A 15,841-nucleotide genomic window follows, 5' to 3' on the forward strand; every position below is an offset into this window, starting at 1 on the left:
CTTTCTTTTTACACAATTATATGGACTTTATCAATGGTATCTGGATCAGGAGGAACGGACCTTTATTGAACAGAAAAACTATTTGGTCATAAATGAAGGGGAAGCGGAAGGAAACCTGATTGGCGGTAATTTAAGTACCCTGCATTTATTACAGGGAACACCTTATATGCCTTCTTTAAAGGATGCTATTCTTTTTATCGAGGAAGATGAGGAAGCTCATATTCATTCCTTTGACCATGTGCTTCAATCACTGCTTCAACTGCCTGACGCAAACAGGATTAGAGGAATCCTTATTGGCAGGTTTCAGAAAGATTCAAATGTAACAGAGGCCGCAATAAAGAGGGTCATCGCAACAAAGGAGGAATTAAAAAATATCCCGGTAATCGCGAATGTTAATTTCGGACATGTTCAGCCTATTGCGACAATCCCAATGGGTATAAACGCAGCGATGTCCGGTAAAGGCTCCGATACAACAATTGTTATCAATGCATAACAAAAGGGGGGATTCAATCCCCCCTATGCATTTATCCGATGGTAACCTTTTCTTTTGGATAATGTATTTTTTCCTGGCTATTGTCTTTTCTTCGTAATATAAGTAAGAAAGTTACAATCCCCACTCTACCGATAAACATCAACAGGATGATTAAAATTTTTCCGAAGGTAGTCAGCATCGGTGTTAATCCCAATGATAATCCATTCGTTCCGAAGGCAGATGATACTTCAAAAATGACCTGAAGCACGGTGCCTTTCTCCGTAATCGATAGTACAAGAATCGAGACAAAACAAAGGATGGCTGCAGTTGAAATGACAATAAACGATTTTAATACATCCTCGCTATGTAGTTCTCTTCTAAAGATTTTAATGGAACTTTTTCCTTGTGCATAAAAGAAAATCGCAAGTAAGACAATGGCAAAGGTAGTGGTTCGAATACCGCCGCTGGCACTGCTCGGCGAGCCGCCGATAAACATTAAAATCGAAATAAAGAGCTGATTGCTTGGTGTGAATTCATTAATATCCAGCGTTGCCAGTCCTGCACTCTTCGTTGTGATGGAATGGAACAAGGAGTAAAAAAAGGATTCATGCCAGGATCGATCAGCAAAATAGTAGCGGCTATCAAGTAAATAGATTATCAGGGTACCAAGAGTGCTCAAGATAACAAAAGTAGCAGTTGTTAATTTTGTAAATAGCGTGAAATGATATCTTTTCTTACTTTTTATACTTAAAAAATATTCGTAAATTTCGACAATCACGGGAAAGCCGATTGCACCAACGATCATCAATAGTATGATAATACTTTGAATAAAGTAATCTTGACTAAAAGGGTTAAGTGATTCACCTGTAATATCAAATCCGGCATTGGTGGTAGCGCTAATGGAGCCAAATAAGCCATGTTTAAATGCCGTTAAGGGACTTTCAAAGTACTTCATAAACCGAAAGCCCAAGATAATGCCGCCAATCAGCTCAAAAGAAATAATGGTGATAAAAATTCGTTTTGCCAGCTGAACCAGTCCTGATAAATTAGACTGGTTTTGGTCGACCATGATAAGCTGTCTTTCCTTTAATCCTACCTTTTTTCCAATCATGATCCAGACGAAGGTACTAAGCGACATAACCCCTAATCCGCCTAATTGGAGGACGATACATAACAGAAATATACCGAAGTTATTAAACGTATCTTTGATGGGTATTACACTTAAGCCCGTTACACTTATGGCGCTTGCAGAGGTGAATAGGGCATCGATTAGACTTAGTGAAACATTTTCGTGATGAGCAAGTGGTATTTTCAATATTAAAGTAGAAATGATTAGTGCAGATAGATAAAAAATCACGATTAATTGGATCGTTGATAATTCTTTCTTTTTAAGAGAGTACTTTTTTGTTATGTTCATTTGATCCTTCCTTATGCAAATCTAAGTGTATTCTATAATAACCGCACTTAAAAGTAAAAGATAGTTTTCCTACTAGAATTTTCTGACATTTTTCTATATGCTAGAGTTATTAGGACAAAGGATGCCTGGGGGACTATAGATATGATTACAAAGCTGAAATCCTTATATGACCAGAAAAAATATAACCAAGCTTTAGATATCATAAATCAGGAGATACACCGTATAAATACGCTGCGCTACACTGAATTCAAACAGGAGCTTAATAAAATAAAGTCTGCCGAGGAATTTCAGATATTGATTCGATTGACTGACCATTTTTTGATGTTTCATTTTAGTTCTTTTATTGCTCGCTATGCATACCGCCGATTTCCTTGCATTTTAACGACCTCTTGGTATTGTGAGGAACTGCTTGATAATGGAAAGCTGTTAGAAGCCGATGAGCTTATCTCTGCTGTGATTGCTGAAAACCAATTTCAGGAAGGTGAAGAGGGCGAACGACTATATTTTTGCAAGATTCGTTGTTTGTTAGAAATGAAGTTATTTAATGAAGCGGAAGAGCTTCTGGAAAAGGTGAAGGATTCCTCAAGTCCAATATATGACAAACTTGGTTATGTATATATGCAAACCGGAAATAGGGAGAAGGCGGAGGAATACTTTAAACAAGGCCTCACAGATCCCGAAAACGGACGGATTTGTTATCTGCTGCTAGCTGATTTAAAAGCTTGTAATGGTCAAATGGAAGAGGCTCTGGACCTTGTTGAGAAGGGGGAGAAGCTTTACCCTGAATCACCTTCCTTCATGTTAGAAAAAGTGAAACGATATCGTGACCTCGGCAAAATGACTGAAATGCTTGAAGTGATTCAGGAATTGAATGAGAAAATTCCAGAGCATGCTTATCATAAATATTTTCGACATTTAACTAAAACAGCTTATTACCGATTAGGAGAATTTGAACTTTTAGCTAATGAGGTTAAAGAGAAGTCCTTATTTACTGTTAAAAATGATCAGGGTGAATGTATTAAGCTGAAAATCAAGCCGATTATTCAAAAAAGTAACTATTGCGTGCCAGCAAGCTTGGAGATGATCCTTAAGTTTTATGGAATGGACATTACCCAGGATGAAATCGCCTCTCATATATTTGATTTTACCGGTTCGAAGCTGTCGACTACCGTTGATTATCTTGAAAACATCGGATTTGAATGCCGTTATTTTATTGGTAAGAAAGAGCTGTATCAACAACTTTTGAAGAAGAATATCCCGATTCTGTTAAGTGTTGATTTTGAGCATTCTTCTCATGTTCAAGTCATGAATGGGTATGACAGTGTGTTTGATTTTTATCATATACAAGAGCCTAATCTTCTGGACAAAATGTATGTATCTGCTAATGATTTGGAAAAGGCCAATGTCTCAACGGGTTATATGTCCATTGTGTGCGTTCCAAAGGAAAGAGCCCATGAGCTGCACTTTTTATCTAAAGCTGAGGATGATTATTTCCGCAGATTGCAGTGGTTAGGAGAAAAGCTCGAAGAAGATGAAGCTGGTTACAAAAATGAGTTTTTCGAGTTCTTAAAAGCTAACGCCGATGTTCCTTACTCGGCCATTTATGTAGTCAAACATTTCTCCTTTGAGGAGTATAGCGATTTCATTTTTCAATGTGCTGATAAACTGTTGGAGCTCTATCCGAAAAATGACTTTATGAACCTGCATGTGGCTCAAGCTTATATGCGTCTCCATAAGATGGAAAAGGCCAGGGAGCAGCTTAAACATACTGAAAGTAAAACCCTTTCTCCACTCTTTCACTTTCTCAATGGAAGAATTGCCCTTTATTTTGATGAAATGAAAGAGGCAATCTCATATTTTAAGAATTCTTTACAGCTTGATCCAGATCAATACTATACATGGAGCTATCTTGCTCTTGCCTATCTTTACTCAGAGGATATAAAGAACGCAGAGTATTTCTCTTCTATCAGTATGAAACTTGCACCTAGAGAACGTTTTGTTAACCTCAATCACGCAGCTGTGTTAATTGAAAAGCAGGAGTACGAGGAAGCCCGAGGGATTTATGACAAGCTGATACGGGAAGAGCCTGCGGATGGTCATGCATGGTATGAACGTGCGCGCCTTGATCAAAGGCTGGGGAAAATTAGGAAGGCGCTGCGCGGATATTTAGTGGCGGTCAAATTAGAAGACGATGTCCCTTTTGCGGTTCTTGCTGCTGCCGACCTTTATGATTATGAGCTGGGGGAACCTAAAAAAGCAGAAGAAATTTTACAATCAGGTTTGCATACAGCAGATTCCCCTCAACTCTTGATACGACTTGGAGATTTCTACCGGGAACATGAGGAACTGGATAAGTGTAAGAACTGTTATCAAGAATGTATCGAACTATTTCCTGAAGAAGGATTTGCTTATATTGGTATGGCAGAAATTCTAGCGCAGGAAAATAAAGTTAAGGCAGTTGAATTTCTTAAAACAAATTCAGCCAGATTTAATAGGGATAGTGAATACTTGATTAATAGCGGCCATATGTTGGCTGAATGGGCAGCGGAAGAAGAGAATGATCAGTTATTAGAAGAATCCATAGAGCTGATAGAAAGTGGAATCAATAATATTTACACAAATTTCCATGAAGCATTAGAGCTGTATATAAAAATAGTACAGGATACCCCATTCGTGCATCGTGCCCTTGAGTATCTAAATCAAAGGTTTATTCATAATCCTAATTTAATTGAGTTCAAATGCTATCAAGGAACATTGTATGAGGAAAACCAGCAATTTGCTTATGCATTGGAATGCTACAAAACTGCTCTAGAGGTAAGGGAAGATTCTTTTCCTTATTATCGACAAGGTGAAGTTTACTTTAAGCTTGAAATCTTTGAGCTTGCAGCAAATGCATATAAAACATGCATTGAGATTGATCCAGCCATTGAGCCTGCATATACAAGGCTTGCTGAAATAGCATCATTTAGTGAAAATTACGAGGAAGAAGCACGATACCTTCTGCGGTTACTAGAAATTGCTCCTGTAAGTGTTAATATTGAGTATTTAGTTTCGATTTTGGATGAAGAAGAACTGAAAAAGTTACTGACTACGATTCTATCATTACCAAAGAGTGTGAATGAAATTTGGAAACTCGATTCACAAGCGTATGCCTATGGTGCTCTGGGTGAACAGCAGTTAGAACAAGAAAAGGTACATGCTGCTCTTCAGTTGAATCCCGACTTATCAGAGTTACTTCATCATCAGGCTAAGATTTTTATTAAAATTAAAAAGTGGAAGAAAGCACGCTCCATTCTTACCTTGCTTTTAAATAAGGATTCTGAAAATGTGGAGTTATATAGAACACTCATCTCTTATAGTGTTGAGGGAAATAAATGGTCAAGACTTCCGAACTTCTTAACAAAACTCAATGGGAATGAGAAGGTTAGAAGCACAAGATTTTTATTAGCAGCTGAGGCCGCAAAACAGTTCACAATGGATAGGAATTGGAACAACGAAGAGGAAGGGAATGTGTTTGGTCGTTTTGTTACGAGACTAAAAAACCGTACCCAGCAAATTAACTTATTTGGTTCCATCATTGAGCTATATGAGATGTCGATAAAATTAGATGAAAACAATTTATCGGCTGTAAGTCATTTTGCTAAGTTTTATGAGGAATTTGAATTATCTGAGGAAGCTATAAAGATTCTGCAAAAAGCCTTGAAGAAACAATATGATGAACGCCTTGCCTATCAGTTGGGAATGAATTACCTGCATGAGGGAGATTATCTTTCAGCACTGCCTCTATTTGAACGTCAAGTAAACAACGATCCAGAGGATTACCATCTTCGCTATTTGGCTGCATTGACTCATTGTGAAATGGGAGAAAGGCGTGCAGCCGAAGAAATGATGTTGAATATTATTGAAGAAAATCCTTTTGAACCTAACGTCCATTTACGTTTAGGACGTCTGTTCAATGAACAAGGCAGATATTATGGAGCAAAGGAAGTACTTGAGAAAGGTAAGGAATATCATCCATACGACTCCGACATTAGAAATGAGCTTGAATTGACCAATCAGCATTTAGCAAAGTCAATGGTGCTTAGTAACTAAAACAGACGCGCAGAACGTGTCTGTTTTTTTCTCCCTATAAAAAGAAGAAAGTATTAAAAACCTCACTCATACAATGAACTAAAAGGGGAAGTGCTGCGGTGGTGGAACGATCGTATTTAATTAAACCATTACTCGATGAAACCTTGCCAATGATTGACTATGGAAAAGGGATTTATTTGTATGATAAGGAAGGAAAAAAATACCTTGATGGTGCTTCAGGCGCTGTCACCGCAAATATTGGCCACGGAGTATCCGAAATTCTAGAAGCGATGCAGGAACAGGCGAAAAGAGTTTCGTTTGTATATCGCTCGCAATTTACCAGTGAAAGTGCAGAAAAGCTGGCAGAGAAAATCGCCGCACTTACACCAGCTGACCTCAATTGGTGCTTTTTTGTTAATAGCGGTTCGGAGGCAGTTGAAACCGCAATGAAAATGGCGATTCAATATTGGCAGGAAAAGGGTATCCAAACGAAAACAAAGGTGCTATCTAGATGGGTTAGCTATCATGGTATTACATTAGGTGCACTCTCCTTATCCGGTCACACAGGCAGAAGAGCGCGTTTTGTTCCGTTGTTAGAGGATTTTCCAGTGATCAATCCTCCCTATTGTTATCGCTGCCCTTACAGCCTTGAAGCCCCTTCCTGCGGCTATCTTTGTGCGCAGGAACTCGAACATGCCATAAAACGAATTGGTGCCAATCATATTGCAGCCTTTATCGCAGAACCTGTCATCGGTGCTGCCGGAGGGGCAATTGCTCCACCGAAGGATTATTTTAAAACTATAAAAAAAATCTGTGATGATCATGACATCCTGTTGATAGCAGATGAGGTGATGACTGGTTTTGGCCGAACAGGTTCAATGCTGGCGATGGAACAATATGATGTTATTCCCGATATAGTGGCTTTGGGAAAAGGAATGGGCGCAGGCTATGCTCCGATTGCTGCAGCACTTGCAAGTGAGAAGGTAATTGAGCCAATATTAGCAGGGTCAAAAGTGGTGATGAGCGGACATACCTTAAGTGCAAACCCGCAATCCTGTGCTGTATCCCTAGCTGTACTAGAGTATTTGGAAAAAAATAAGATTGTCAGTGAAGTAGAATCAAAGGGTGATTATTTAATGAATATGCTCCTGAAATTAAAGAATCAGTATTCCTTTATCGGTGATATCCGCGGGAAAGGGCTATTGTTGGGAATTGAGTTTGTTGAGAAAACAGCAACCAAAGCACCATTTCCAAGAGAGGCACAAGTGACCCAAAAAATGATTTCTCTTGCAAAAGACAAAGGGCTGCTGATTTACCCGGCAGGTGCTGGAATAGATGGAGTCAATGGTGACTCCATCATTATCTCACCGCCATTAACCATTACCAATACTGAAATAGATGAACTGGTTTCCCTCCTGCATGCGGCCTTTAAGGCTTTTGCAAAGCATTTGAAAAATGGTGGTGATTAGATGGAAAATCCATTTGGAAAAATAACATCCTTAGAAAAGGTAATGGAGGCTTTTGATAATGGTATGACGTTGATGTTTGGGGGGTTTGGCGGTGTCGGCTCTCCGCCAGCTCTAATTGACGGAATCCTCGAAAAAGGGATTAGAAATCTGACGCTAATTGGAAATGATACTGGCTTTCCACATATCGGGATTGGTAAATTAGTTAGTCAGGAAAGGGCAATTAAGGTAATTGCCTCACATATTGGTTCTAATCCTATTGCAGGAAAACTCATGCATGAAGGGAAGCTAGAGGTCGAGTTTTCGCCGCAAGGGATTTTAGCGGAAAGAATACGTGCTGGTGGAGTCGGACTTCCAGCAATTCTCAGTGATATCGGTATGGATAATGAACTCGTTGCAAAAAACAAACCTCATTTTCTCCTGGGTGGTAAGGACTACTTAATTGAAACAGCCTTAACCGCAGATGTATCAATAGTATATGCCAAAAAAGCAGACCCCTATGGAAATTTAATTTATGACAAAAGCGCACGGAATACGAACCCGCTTGTTGCAATGGCGGGAGATATTACGATTGCAGAGGTAGAGGAAATTGTACCGTTGGGAAGCCTTAATCCGGATGAAATTATTACCCCTGGAGTGTTCGTAGATCATATTATCCCTTCGAAGGGAGTGAACTGGAAATGGGCTTGGGAATAGACTTTCGTAATACAATCGCTAGAAGAGCTGCAGAAGAAATTCGTAATGGAATGGTTGTAAATCTTGGAATTGGTATCCCTTCTTTAGTTCCCAATCACTTACCGAAAAACATGTTAGTGATGTTCCATGCTGAAAATGGAATTACAGGTATGGGACCAAGCCCAGAAAAAGGAATGGAAGATGAGAATTTATGTAATGCCGGCGGTTTTCCAGTCACTTTAAACCAAGGTGGTTCTTACTGTGATAGTGCCATTTCTTTTGGAATGATTCGCAGAGGGCGTGTGGATATTACAATTTTAGGCTCCCTTCAAGTTAGCCAGCAAGGTGATTTGGCTAACTGGATTGTTCCAGGTAAGAAAGTACCTGGGATGGGCGGTGCAATGGAACTCGCACAGAAAGCAAGAAAAGTAATTGTATTAATGAATCATTGTGATAAAGCAGGTAACCCAAAGATTGTTACGTCCTGTACGTTACCGCTAACCTCTAAAGCTTGCGTTGATATAATCATCACAGAATTAGCTGTTTTCAAGGTGACACCTAAAGGGTTAGTGTTAACCGAATTGTTCCCCCCCTATGACATACAACAGGTAGCAGACAAGACAGAATGTGAGTTTACAGTCAGTGATGTAATCCGTAAGATCTCCTATTAATCTCACCCATTCTCTAAAAGAAGGAGTGAAACTGTTGACCAATCATGAAGAAACCATCAAACAATGGCTGAAGGATAATCGCGCCAGGGGGACGAGATTTCTACAAATTCTTGTCCAAGAAAATAGTATAAGAGGAAACGAAAGCAGTGCACAGGCTGTTATTATTGAGAAATGCCGGCAATTGGGGCTGCAGCTTGATATTTGGGAAATTGACCGCAATGAACTCATCCAGCACGAGGCGTTCTGCTGTGATCGGGAAAGCTTCGATGGAAATCCAAATGTCGTTGCTGTGTTAAAAGGGACTGGCGGCGGAAAATCTATCATTTTAAACGGACATATTGATGTGGTTCCTGTCGGTGATGAGAAAAACTGGGAACATGATCCGTTTAGCGGGCATATTGAGTGTGGAAAGCTATATGGACGAGGAAGCACAGATATGAAGGGCGGAACAGCAGCGTTGATTATGGCCATTGAGGCGATTATTTCAACCGGTATTAAGCTTAAAGGAGATATTATTTTTCAGAGTGTTATAGAAGAAGAAAGCGGAGGTGCCGGAACATTGGCTGCCGTTTTAAGAGGCTATAAAGCTGACGGTGCCATTATCCCAGAACCAACTGGTATGAAAATTTTTCCAAAACAGCAGGGCTCCATGTGGTTTAGAGTTACCGTTAGGGGCAGGGCTGCCCATGGCGGCACAAGATATGAAGGCGTAAGTGCCATCGAAAAAGCGATATTGGTGATTCAAAAGCTGCAGGAATTAGAAAAGAATCGCAATATTAAAATCACCGATCCTCTATTTAATAGTATTCCGATCCCAATTCCGATTAATATTGGAAAAATAAAAAGTGGTGAATGGCCGTCATCTGTTCCAGATTTAGCTGTGATTGAGGGGAGAATGGGCGTATCACCGGAAGAAACAATTTTTGCAGCTCAAGGGGAAATGACTGCTGTGATTAATGAACTCAATGAAAAAGATGAGTGGTTTCAAGAGAATCCTTTAGAGATTGAATGGTTTGGGGGAAGGTGGCTTCCAGGAAATCTTGAAGTGGACCATCCCTTAATGAAGACTCTTTCTGAAAGCTTTGTAGAAGTAAAGGGACAACAACCGGTTATTGAGGCAAGCCCGTGGGGAACAGATGGCGGAATCCTATCAACCATTGGAAATACACCTGTTGTGGTATTCGGGCCAGGGATAACAGCTGCGGCACATGACGCGAATGAACATATCCTGTTGGAGGACCTGTTTGCAGCAAGTAAAATTATTGCTCTAACCCTATTAAAATGGTGTGAAGTCAGCGAATGAGAAATCCCTCCGTTTTAGTATAATTTGTTACAATAGTAATATAGGACTTTATACAGTTTGGAGGGAAAGTGATGAAGAAGGATCTTTGGATAGACGGAGAATTTAAAAATGCTTCTTCCTATATGGAACTAAAAAACCCGTACAACTTGGAGCTCCTGGCTCATATTGGTAGTGCCAGCCAAGAGGATGTGCTGTCAGCTGTTAATGCGGCATATCAAGCTAAGGCCAAAATGGCTGAAATGCCTGCATATGAACGAGCAGAAATACTCGAAAAAGTTGCTCATCTTCTCAAGACTGAGCGTGAAGAATGTGCTGAGTTAATTGCAGTGGAGGCGGCAAAACCGCTAAAGGCAGCACGAGCAGAAGTGGACCGAACTATAATGACATATACCTTTGCTGCACATGAAGCAAGAAGAATCCATGGTGAGACTGTGCCGATGGACGGGGCGCCTGGAGGGCAGGGCAGGCTTGCTTTTACGATTCGAGAACCATTAGGTGTCATTGCCGCGATTACCCCATTTAATTTTCCTATGAATCTAGTTGCCCATAAAGTGGGTCCAGCCATCGCAGCAGGCAACAGCGTTGTCCTAAAACCTGCAAGTCAAACTCCGTTATCAGCATACAAGATCGCGGAATACTTTCACTCCGCAGGATTACCGGCTGGAGCACTAAATGTTATTACAGGCAGTGGCAATAAAATTGGGGACGTATTAATGAAGGATAATCGGATAAAAATGATTACCTTTACGGGAAGTCCAGAGGTAGGAAGTTATATACGTGAACATTCTGGGCTAAAGCGGGTAACACTTGAACTGGGATCGAATTCAGCGCTAATTGTTGACGATGGTGTTGTCCTAGATAGTGTAATTCCTAGGATCGTGAACGGAGCCTTTGCCTACCAGGGACAGGTTTGTATATCCATTCAAAGAATTTATGTTCATGAGAACATTTTTGAAGGTTTTGTTGAGAAATTTGTAAGTGAAACGAAGAATTTGAAAGTTGGTAATCCATTAGAAGAAGATACCGATATTTCCGCAATGATTTCTCGTGGCGATGTACAGCGAACGAAAGAGTGGGTAGGTGAAGCACTCAATAATGGAGCCCAATTGAGAGTGGGAGGAAGAGCTGAAGACGGAATCTTTCAGCCAACCGTATTAATGAATGTTCCTTCCAGCGAAAAGGTAAGCTGTGAAGAAGTATTTGCACCTGTTGTATCTATTAATAGATTTACTGAAATGGATGAGGCTATCAACCTAGTAAATGATTCTAAGTACGGTTTGCAAGCTGGCATCTTTACGAATGATATCCATAAAGCACTAAAAGCAGCCAAGAAGCTTGAAGTCGGCGGTGTCATGATAAATGAAATCCCTACCTTCCGTGTTGATCAAATGCCCTATGGCGGAGTGAAAATGAGCGGAATGGGGCGGGAAGGCATCAAATATGCGGTTGAGGAAATGACAGAACTAAAGCTGATTAGCTTTAAAACAGAGTAGAAGAAAAGTCTGGCTGATATTCCAGTCAGACTTTTTTTCACAATTGGGAAGGAGTATACAGATGAATCAAAGTGCTTCCACCATTCATATTGAAGAAAGTAATTACTCTATAGAAGTTTATCTTGACCCATTTAATAAAAGGATTCGAATTGACGATTATCGCGGCAATACAAATCTGCTTATCGAAAAAGCAGAAGAGCTGGCCGCCATACACCAAGCCGAGAAGTTAATTATGAAGGCGCGCTCAGAGGATTTTTTACACCTATATGAACAGGGCTTTCAGCCTGAGGCCGTTGTGGATCGCTATTTTCTCGGTTCTGATGCTCACTTCTTTTCTAAGTTTTATTCTGTGGAACGAAAGAAAAATAATCATTGGGTAACTGAGGATGGAATGGTTCACAGCATTTATCAACTAGATACCTCCATCGATAAATCCCGTCCTCCAAAGGAATATGAATTAAAAAAAGCTAATGAAGCATGTGCAGAGGAGCTTTCTGGATTATATCGCCAAGTGTTTCAAATCTACCCTACACCCTTACATGATCCGGAATATGTGAAAAAGACGATGAAGGAAGGGACAATCTATTACGTTTACTTTTACCAAGGGAAGATTGTAAGTGCAGCATCCGCTGAGGTAAATGCTTTTTATAAAAATGCAGAGTTAACGGATTGTGCAACCTTAACAGAGCACCGAAAATATGGATTAATGAAAATTATTCTCCGAGAGTTGGAGGGTGAATTAAAAAGGCAGGGGATATTCTGTGCCTATTCAATTGCAAGAAGTTTATCGTTTGGAATGAATGCGGTTTTATTTCAGCTCGGCTATAAGTATCGCGGTCGATTGATGAATAATTGCTATATATATGACAAGCTAGAGAATATGAATATGTGGGTAAAGAATCTGGCAACCTGCTAATATTTCGGCTTTAGGTGACGAATTTTCGGCACCTAAATAAGGGGGTGAAGCAATGGCTCAATTAACCGCATTAACACAAGAAGTTCTATCAGCGATATTGAAAAGTATTGATGAAGGAATCCATGTGGTTAATACAGAAGGTAAAACCATTTTTTATAATGAGGTTGCTGCGAGGCACGATGGAATGGACATTAAGGAAGTACAAGGAAAACACCTTTTTGACGTTTTTCCCTCCTTAACAGAGAATTCGAGCACCCTTCTCAAGGTGATTAAAAGCGGTAAACCCATATACAATCAGACGCAGGTATATGTGAATATCCATGGAGCAAGAATTGATACGATCAATACGACACTTCCTATTTTTGTAGATAATGAGATTATTGGTGCTGTTGAAATTGCCAAGGATTACTCACGGATGAAGCAGTTGGCGGAAAGTTTATTAGATTTACAAAAGAATGTAAATAAAAACAATAAGAAAAAAACTGCTCAAAACGTCAAATATACGTTAGATGACTTAAAGACTGTTAATCACACATTTCAGAGCTTGAAGGACGAAGCAAGAAAACTGGCAAAAACTCATTCTCCCATTCTTGTTTACGGAGAAAGCGGTACAGGGAAGGAATTGTTTGTGCAAGGTATTCATCATGCATCCCTTCGCGGAGAGGGTCCGTTCATTGCACAGAACTGTGCAGCCATTCCTGAAACGCTGCTAGAAAGTATTCTATTCGGTACAGCAAAAGGGAGTTATACTGGTGCAGTTGAACGAAAAGGGTTATTTGAGCTGGCAGATGGCGGAACATTGTTTCTAGATGAACTTCATACGATGCCCATTGAGCTCCAGGCTAAACTGTTACGGGTGTTAGAAGATGGCATGATTAGAAGAGTCGGAAGCGCACAGAATAGTTCGGTTGATGTCCGTGTGATTGCAGCAATGAATGTTCATCCGAATGTTGCCCTTCAAAATCAAAAGCTCCGATCAGACCTTTATTACCGTTTGAATGTGTTTACTTTTTCGCTGCTGCCTCTTAGAGAACGAAAAGGGGATATTCTATTTTTGGCAGAATATTTTATTCAATTTTTCAATAAGAAATTGCATAAGGATATAAAAGGGCTAGACCATGATTTAAAGAGATTCTTTATGAGTCATGCCTGGCCAGGAAATGTTCGTGAACTGAAGCATACGATTGAATACATGATGAATGTGGGAGAGGGAGTGTTCCTTCAAATGGAAGACTTGCCAATCATGATGAAACAGCAGGCAGTACCAATTGAAAAAGCAAACAATGAACTCTCCCTTAGGAAAAACGTAGAAGAATTAGAAAGGCAGCTGATTGACACTGCCCTCCATTTGTCAGAAGGCAACATTAATCAAGCGGCCAAGTTATTGGAGATACCAAGGCAAACCTTGCAATATAAAATTAAAAAAATAAGAGAATAGCTGCCGAAATATCGGCGGTTTTTTTGTGTTTCATTTTCTGAAAACGTTTTAAAAGAAACCTTTCCCGGACTAAGTGCGTTGGCATAATTCTTGCATATTATCTTAAGAGAAGAATGCCTTAGTGAAAAATGTCTTAGTAAAACAGGGCAAGGAGGAAATTTACATGAAACAGTCTTTATATAAGCCGAATAGGCACTGGAAAGATATAGAGCTATGGAAAGATGTAACTGAGGAACAATGGAATGATTGGCTATGGCAGCTGACAAACACGATTCGAACACTAGAGGATTTAAAAAAGGTAATTAACTTAACTCCAGACGAAGAAGAAGGGGTTAGAATCTCAACAAAAACGATTCCATTAAATATTACACCTTATTATGCTTCACTTATGAACCCTGATGACCCACGCTGCCCGATACGAATGCAGTCTGTTCCAATATCTAAAGAAATCCATAAAACGAAATATGATTTAGAAGATCCGTTATTTGAGGATGAAGATTCACCTGTAGCTGGTTTGACGCACCGTTACCCAGATCGTGTTCTATTTCTGGTTACCAATCAATGCTCGATGTACTGTCGTTACTGTACGAGAAGACGATTCTCAGGACAAATTGGGATGGGTGTTCCTAAGAAACAGCTGGACGCAGCCATTAATTATATCCGGCAAACACCTCAAGTACGGGATGTGTTAATTTCTGGCGGAGATGGCCTGCTCATAAATGATACGATTCTTGAGTATATCTTGAAAAACCTTCGTGAAATAGACCATGTTGAAATTATTCGAATTGGAACAAGGGCACCGGTAGTATTCCCGCAAAGGATTACCGAAAACCTTTGCAGCATCTTAAAAAAGTATCACCCAATTTGGTTAAACACTCATTTTAATACATCGATTGAAATAACGGAGGAATCCAAAAGGGCTTGTGAAATGCTTGCTAATTCAGGAGTCCCGGTTGGGAATCAATCGGTCATCTTAGCTGGAATTAACGACAGTGTACCAATTATGAAAAAGCTGATGCATGACCTCGTGAAAATCCGTGTTCGTCCATATTATATTTATCAATGTGATTTATCTGAAGGAATAGGGCATTTCCGGGCACCCGTTTCTAAGGGGCTTGAAATTATTGAAGGTTTGCGTGGACATACGAGCGGCTATGCGGTGCCAACTTTTGTGCTCGACGGTCCTGGAGGTGGCGGGAAGATTTCACTTCAGCCGAATTACTTAATTTCACAAAGTCCAGAAAAGGTTGTTCTTAGAAACTTTGAAGGTGTGATTACCTCGTATCCAGAACCAGAAAATTATAAGCCTGGAACTGCTGAGGGATATTTTAAAGAGGTTTACCCAGATATGGAAGACAAAGTTTCAAATGTTGGAATTGCGGGTATCATGAATGACCAGCATTTCAATTTGGTTCCTGAGGGTTTGACGAGATTAAATCGCAGAAAAGAATACAATCAAAATCCAAACCATTCCTCATTGAAGGATAAACGAAGCAAGCGAGATGAACTGAAGGAAAAGAAATTCCAGGCACTGCAAAATAAACCAACGCTTACTGAGAATAAAGATTCTGATACGAAGAACTCGAAAGCGGAGGAATAGGGGATGAGTATGGAAATAGTGTGTGAATGGTGCGAAAACCAGGCCAAAAATGGAAAGAATACTGTCTATTGGGAGCTGCCGGACGGCACAAGAGCCATTCAAATTATTGATACCCCTGCAGTAGTTTGTGATGAGTGTAATATGGTTTATCAAACAGATGAAACAACTAAATCCATTGAAGACCAACTATTTTTAATTGATACGAAGAAAATAGGTAAAAGCATCATGTATGAAGAGTTAATGGCACAGCCGCGACTCTTAAAAAGGAACTATTTTGATTTTACCTCATAACAAACAACCCCTATCAGCCGATAGGGGT

Annotated in this window: 12 protein-coding genes; 11 read left to right on the plus strand and 1 reads right to left on the minus strand. The window is 40.0% G+C overall.

The features are described 5' to 3' along the window. On the plus strand, positions 1 to 493 hold a 493-nt coding region (locus H0184_RS08785; RefSeq protein WP_463674755.1), incomplete at its 5' end, for a S66 peptidase family protein. Between the two features lie 31 nt (positions 494 to 524). Here H0184_RS08785 and H0184_RS08790 read toward each other — a convergent pair. After that, positions 525 to 1,889: a TrkH family potassium uptake protein gene (locus tag H0184_RS08790; protein ID WP_221823519.1), complete on the minus strand. Its 1,365-nt coding sequence runs from the start codon at positions 1,887 to 1,889 to the stop codon at positions 525 to 527. A 141-nt stretch (positions 1,890 to 2,030) separates the two neighbouring features. On the opposite strand from H0184_RS08790, the gene H0184_RS08795 reads away from it, so the two are divergent. The 10 genes from H0184_RS08795 (at position 2,031) to H0184_RS08840 (ending at position 15,813) form a co-directional block, all read left to right on the plus strand. Continuing rightward, positions 2,031 to 5,981 carry a tetratricopeptide repeat protein gene (locus H0184_RS08795; protein ID WP_221823521.1) on the plus strand — a complete coding sequence of 1,317 codons (3,951 nt, stop codon included), beginning with the start codon at positions 2,031 to 2,033 and terminating at the stop codon, positions 5,979 to 5,981. 101 nt (positions 5,982 to 6,082) lie between these two features. Beyond that, on the plus strand, positions 6,083 to 7,429 hold the full coding sequence (locus H0184_RS08800; protein WP_221823954.1) for an aspartate aminotransferase family protein: 1,347 nt from the start codon (positions 6,083 to 6,085) through the stop codon (positions 7,427 to 7,429). Then, complete coding sequence (locus H0184_RS08805) at positions 7,430 to 8,122, plus strand: CoA transferase subunit A (protein WP_221823523.1); 693 nt, start codon at positions 7,430 to 7,432, stop codon at positions 8,120 to 8,122. Continuing rightward, positions 8,107 to 8,772, plus strand: coding sequence for a 3-oxoacid CoA-transferase subunit B (locus H0184_RS08810; RefSeq protein ID WP_221823525.1), 666 nt, complete (start codon positions 8,107 to 8,109; stop codon positions 8,770 to 8,772). Before H0184_RS08805 ends, H0184_RS08810 begins: the two co-directional genes overlap by 16 nt. A gap of 34 nt (positions 8,773 to 8,806) precedes the next feature. Further along, entirely contained in the window at positions 8,807 to 10,075 is a 1,269-nt protein-coding gene (locus H0184_RS08815; protein ID WP_221823527.1) for a peptidase, read from the plus strand. A gap of 71 nt (positions 10,076 to 10,146) precedes the next feature. Then, a complete protein-coding gene (locus H0184_RS08820) occupies positions 10,147 to 11,568 on the plus strand; it encodes an aldehyde dehydrogenase family protein (RefSeq protein WP_221823529.1) in 1,422 nt (473 codons plus the stop codon). A 61-nt stretch (positions 11,569 to 11,629) separates the two neighbouring features. Continuing rightward, positions 11,630 to 12,484: a putative beta-lysine N-acetyltransferase gene (gene ablB / locus H0184_RS08825; protein ID WP_221823531.1), complete on the plus strand. Its 855-nt coding sequence runs from the start codon at positions 11,630 to 11,632 to the stop codon at positions 12,482 to 12,484. A gap of 52 nt (positions 12,485 to 12,536) precedes the next feature. Further along, positions 12,537 to 13,922 carry a sigma-54 interaction domain-containing protein gene (locus tag H0184_RS08830; RefSeq protein WP_221823533.1) on the plus strand — a complete coding sequence of 462 codons (1,386 nt, stop codon included), beginning with the start codon at positions 12,537 to 12,539 and terminating at the stop codon, positions 13,920 to 13,922. A 163-nt stretch (positions 13,923 to 14,085) separates the two neighbouring features. Beyond that, entirely contained in the window at positions 14,086 to 15,522 is a 1,437-nt protein-coding gene (gene kamA, locus H0184_RS08835; RefSeq protein WP_221823535.1) for a lysine 2,3-aminomutase, read from the plus strand. A gap of 9 nt (positions 15,523 to 15,531) precedes the next feature. Next, positions 15,532 to 15,813 carry a YokU family protein gene (locus H0184_RS08840; protein ID WP_221823957.1) on the plus strand — a complete coding sequence of 94 codons (282 nt, stop codon included), beginning with the start codon at positions 15,532 to 15,534 and terminating at the stop codon, positions 15,811 to 15,813. The last annotated feature ends 28 nt before the right edge of the window (positions 15,814 to 15,841 follow it).

It is taken from the genome of Neobacillus niacini (assembly GCF_019749295.1).
In the GTDB taxonomy this organism is placed as follows: domain Bacteria; phylum Bacillota; class Bacilli; order Bacillales; family Cytobacillaceae; genus Neobacillus; species Neobacillus niacini_D.

What these genes read in the sequence shown, in the direction of transcription:
- H0184_RS08790 (WP_221823519.1), bottom strand. Translation starts at nt 1,889, where the DNA reads ATGAACATAACAAAAAAGTACTCTCTTAAAAAGAAAGAATTATCAACG.
- H0184_RS08795 (WP_221823521.1), top strand. Translation starts at nt 2,031, where the DNA reads ATGATTACAAAGCTGAAATCCTTATATGACCAGAAAAAATATAACCAA.
- H0184_RS08805 (WP_221823523.1), top strand. Translation starts at nt 7,430, where the DNA reads ATGGAAAATCCATTTGGAAAAATAACATCCTTAGAAAAGGTAATGGAG.
- H0184_RS08810 (WP_221823525.1), top strand. Translation starts at nt 8,107, where the DNA reads ATGGGCTTGGGAATAGACTTTCGTAATACAATCGCTAGAAGAGCTGCA.
- H0184_RS08820 (WP_221823529.1), top strand. Translation starts at nt 10,147, where the DNA reads ATGAAGAAGGATCTTTGGATAGACGGAGAATTTAAAAATGCTTCTTCC.
- ablB (WP_221823531.1), top strand. Translation starts at nt 11,630, where the DNA reads ATGAATCAAAGTGCTTCCACCATTCATATTGAAGAAAGTAATTACTCT.
- H0184_RS08830 (WP_221823533.1), top strand. Translation starts at nt 12,537, where the DNA reads ATGGCTCAATTAACCGCATTAACACAAGAAGTTCTATCAGCGATATTG.
- kamA (WP_221823535.1), top strand. Translation starts at nt 14,086, where the DNA reads ATGAAACAGTCTTTATATAAGCCGAATAGGCACTGGAAAGATATAGAG.
- H0184_RS08840 (WP_221823957.1), top strand. Translation starts at nt 15,532, where the DNA reads ATGGAAATAGTGTGTGAATGGTGCGAAAACCAGGCCAAAAATGGAAAG.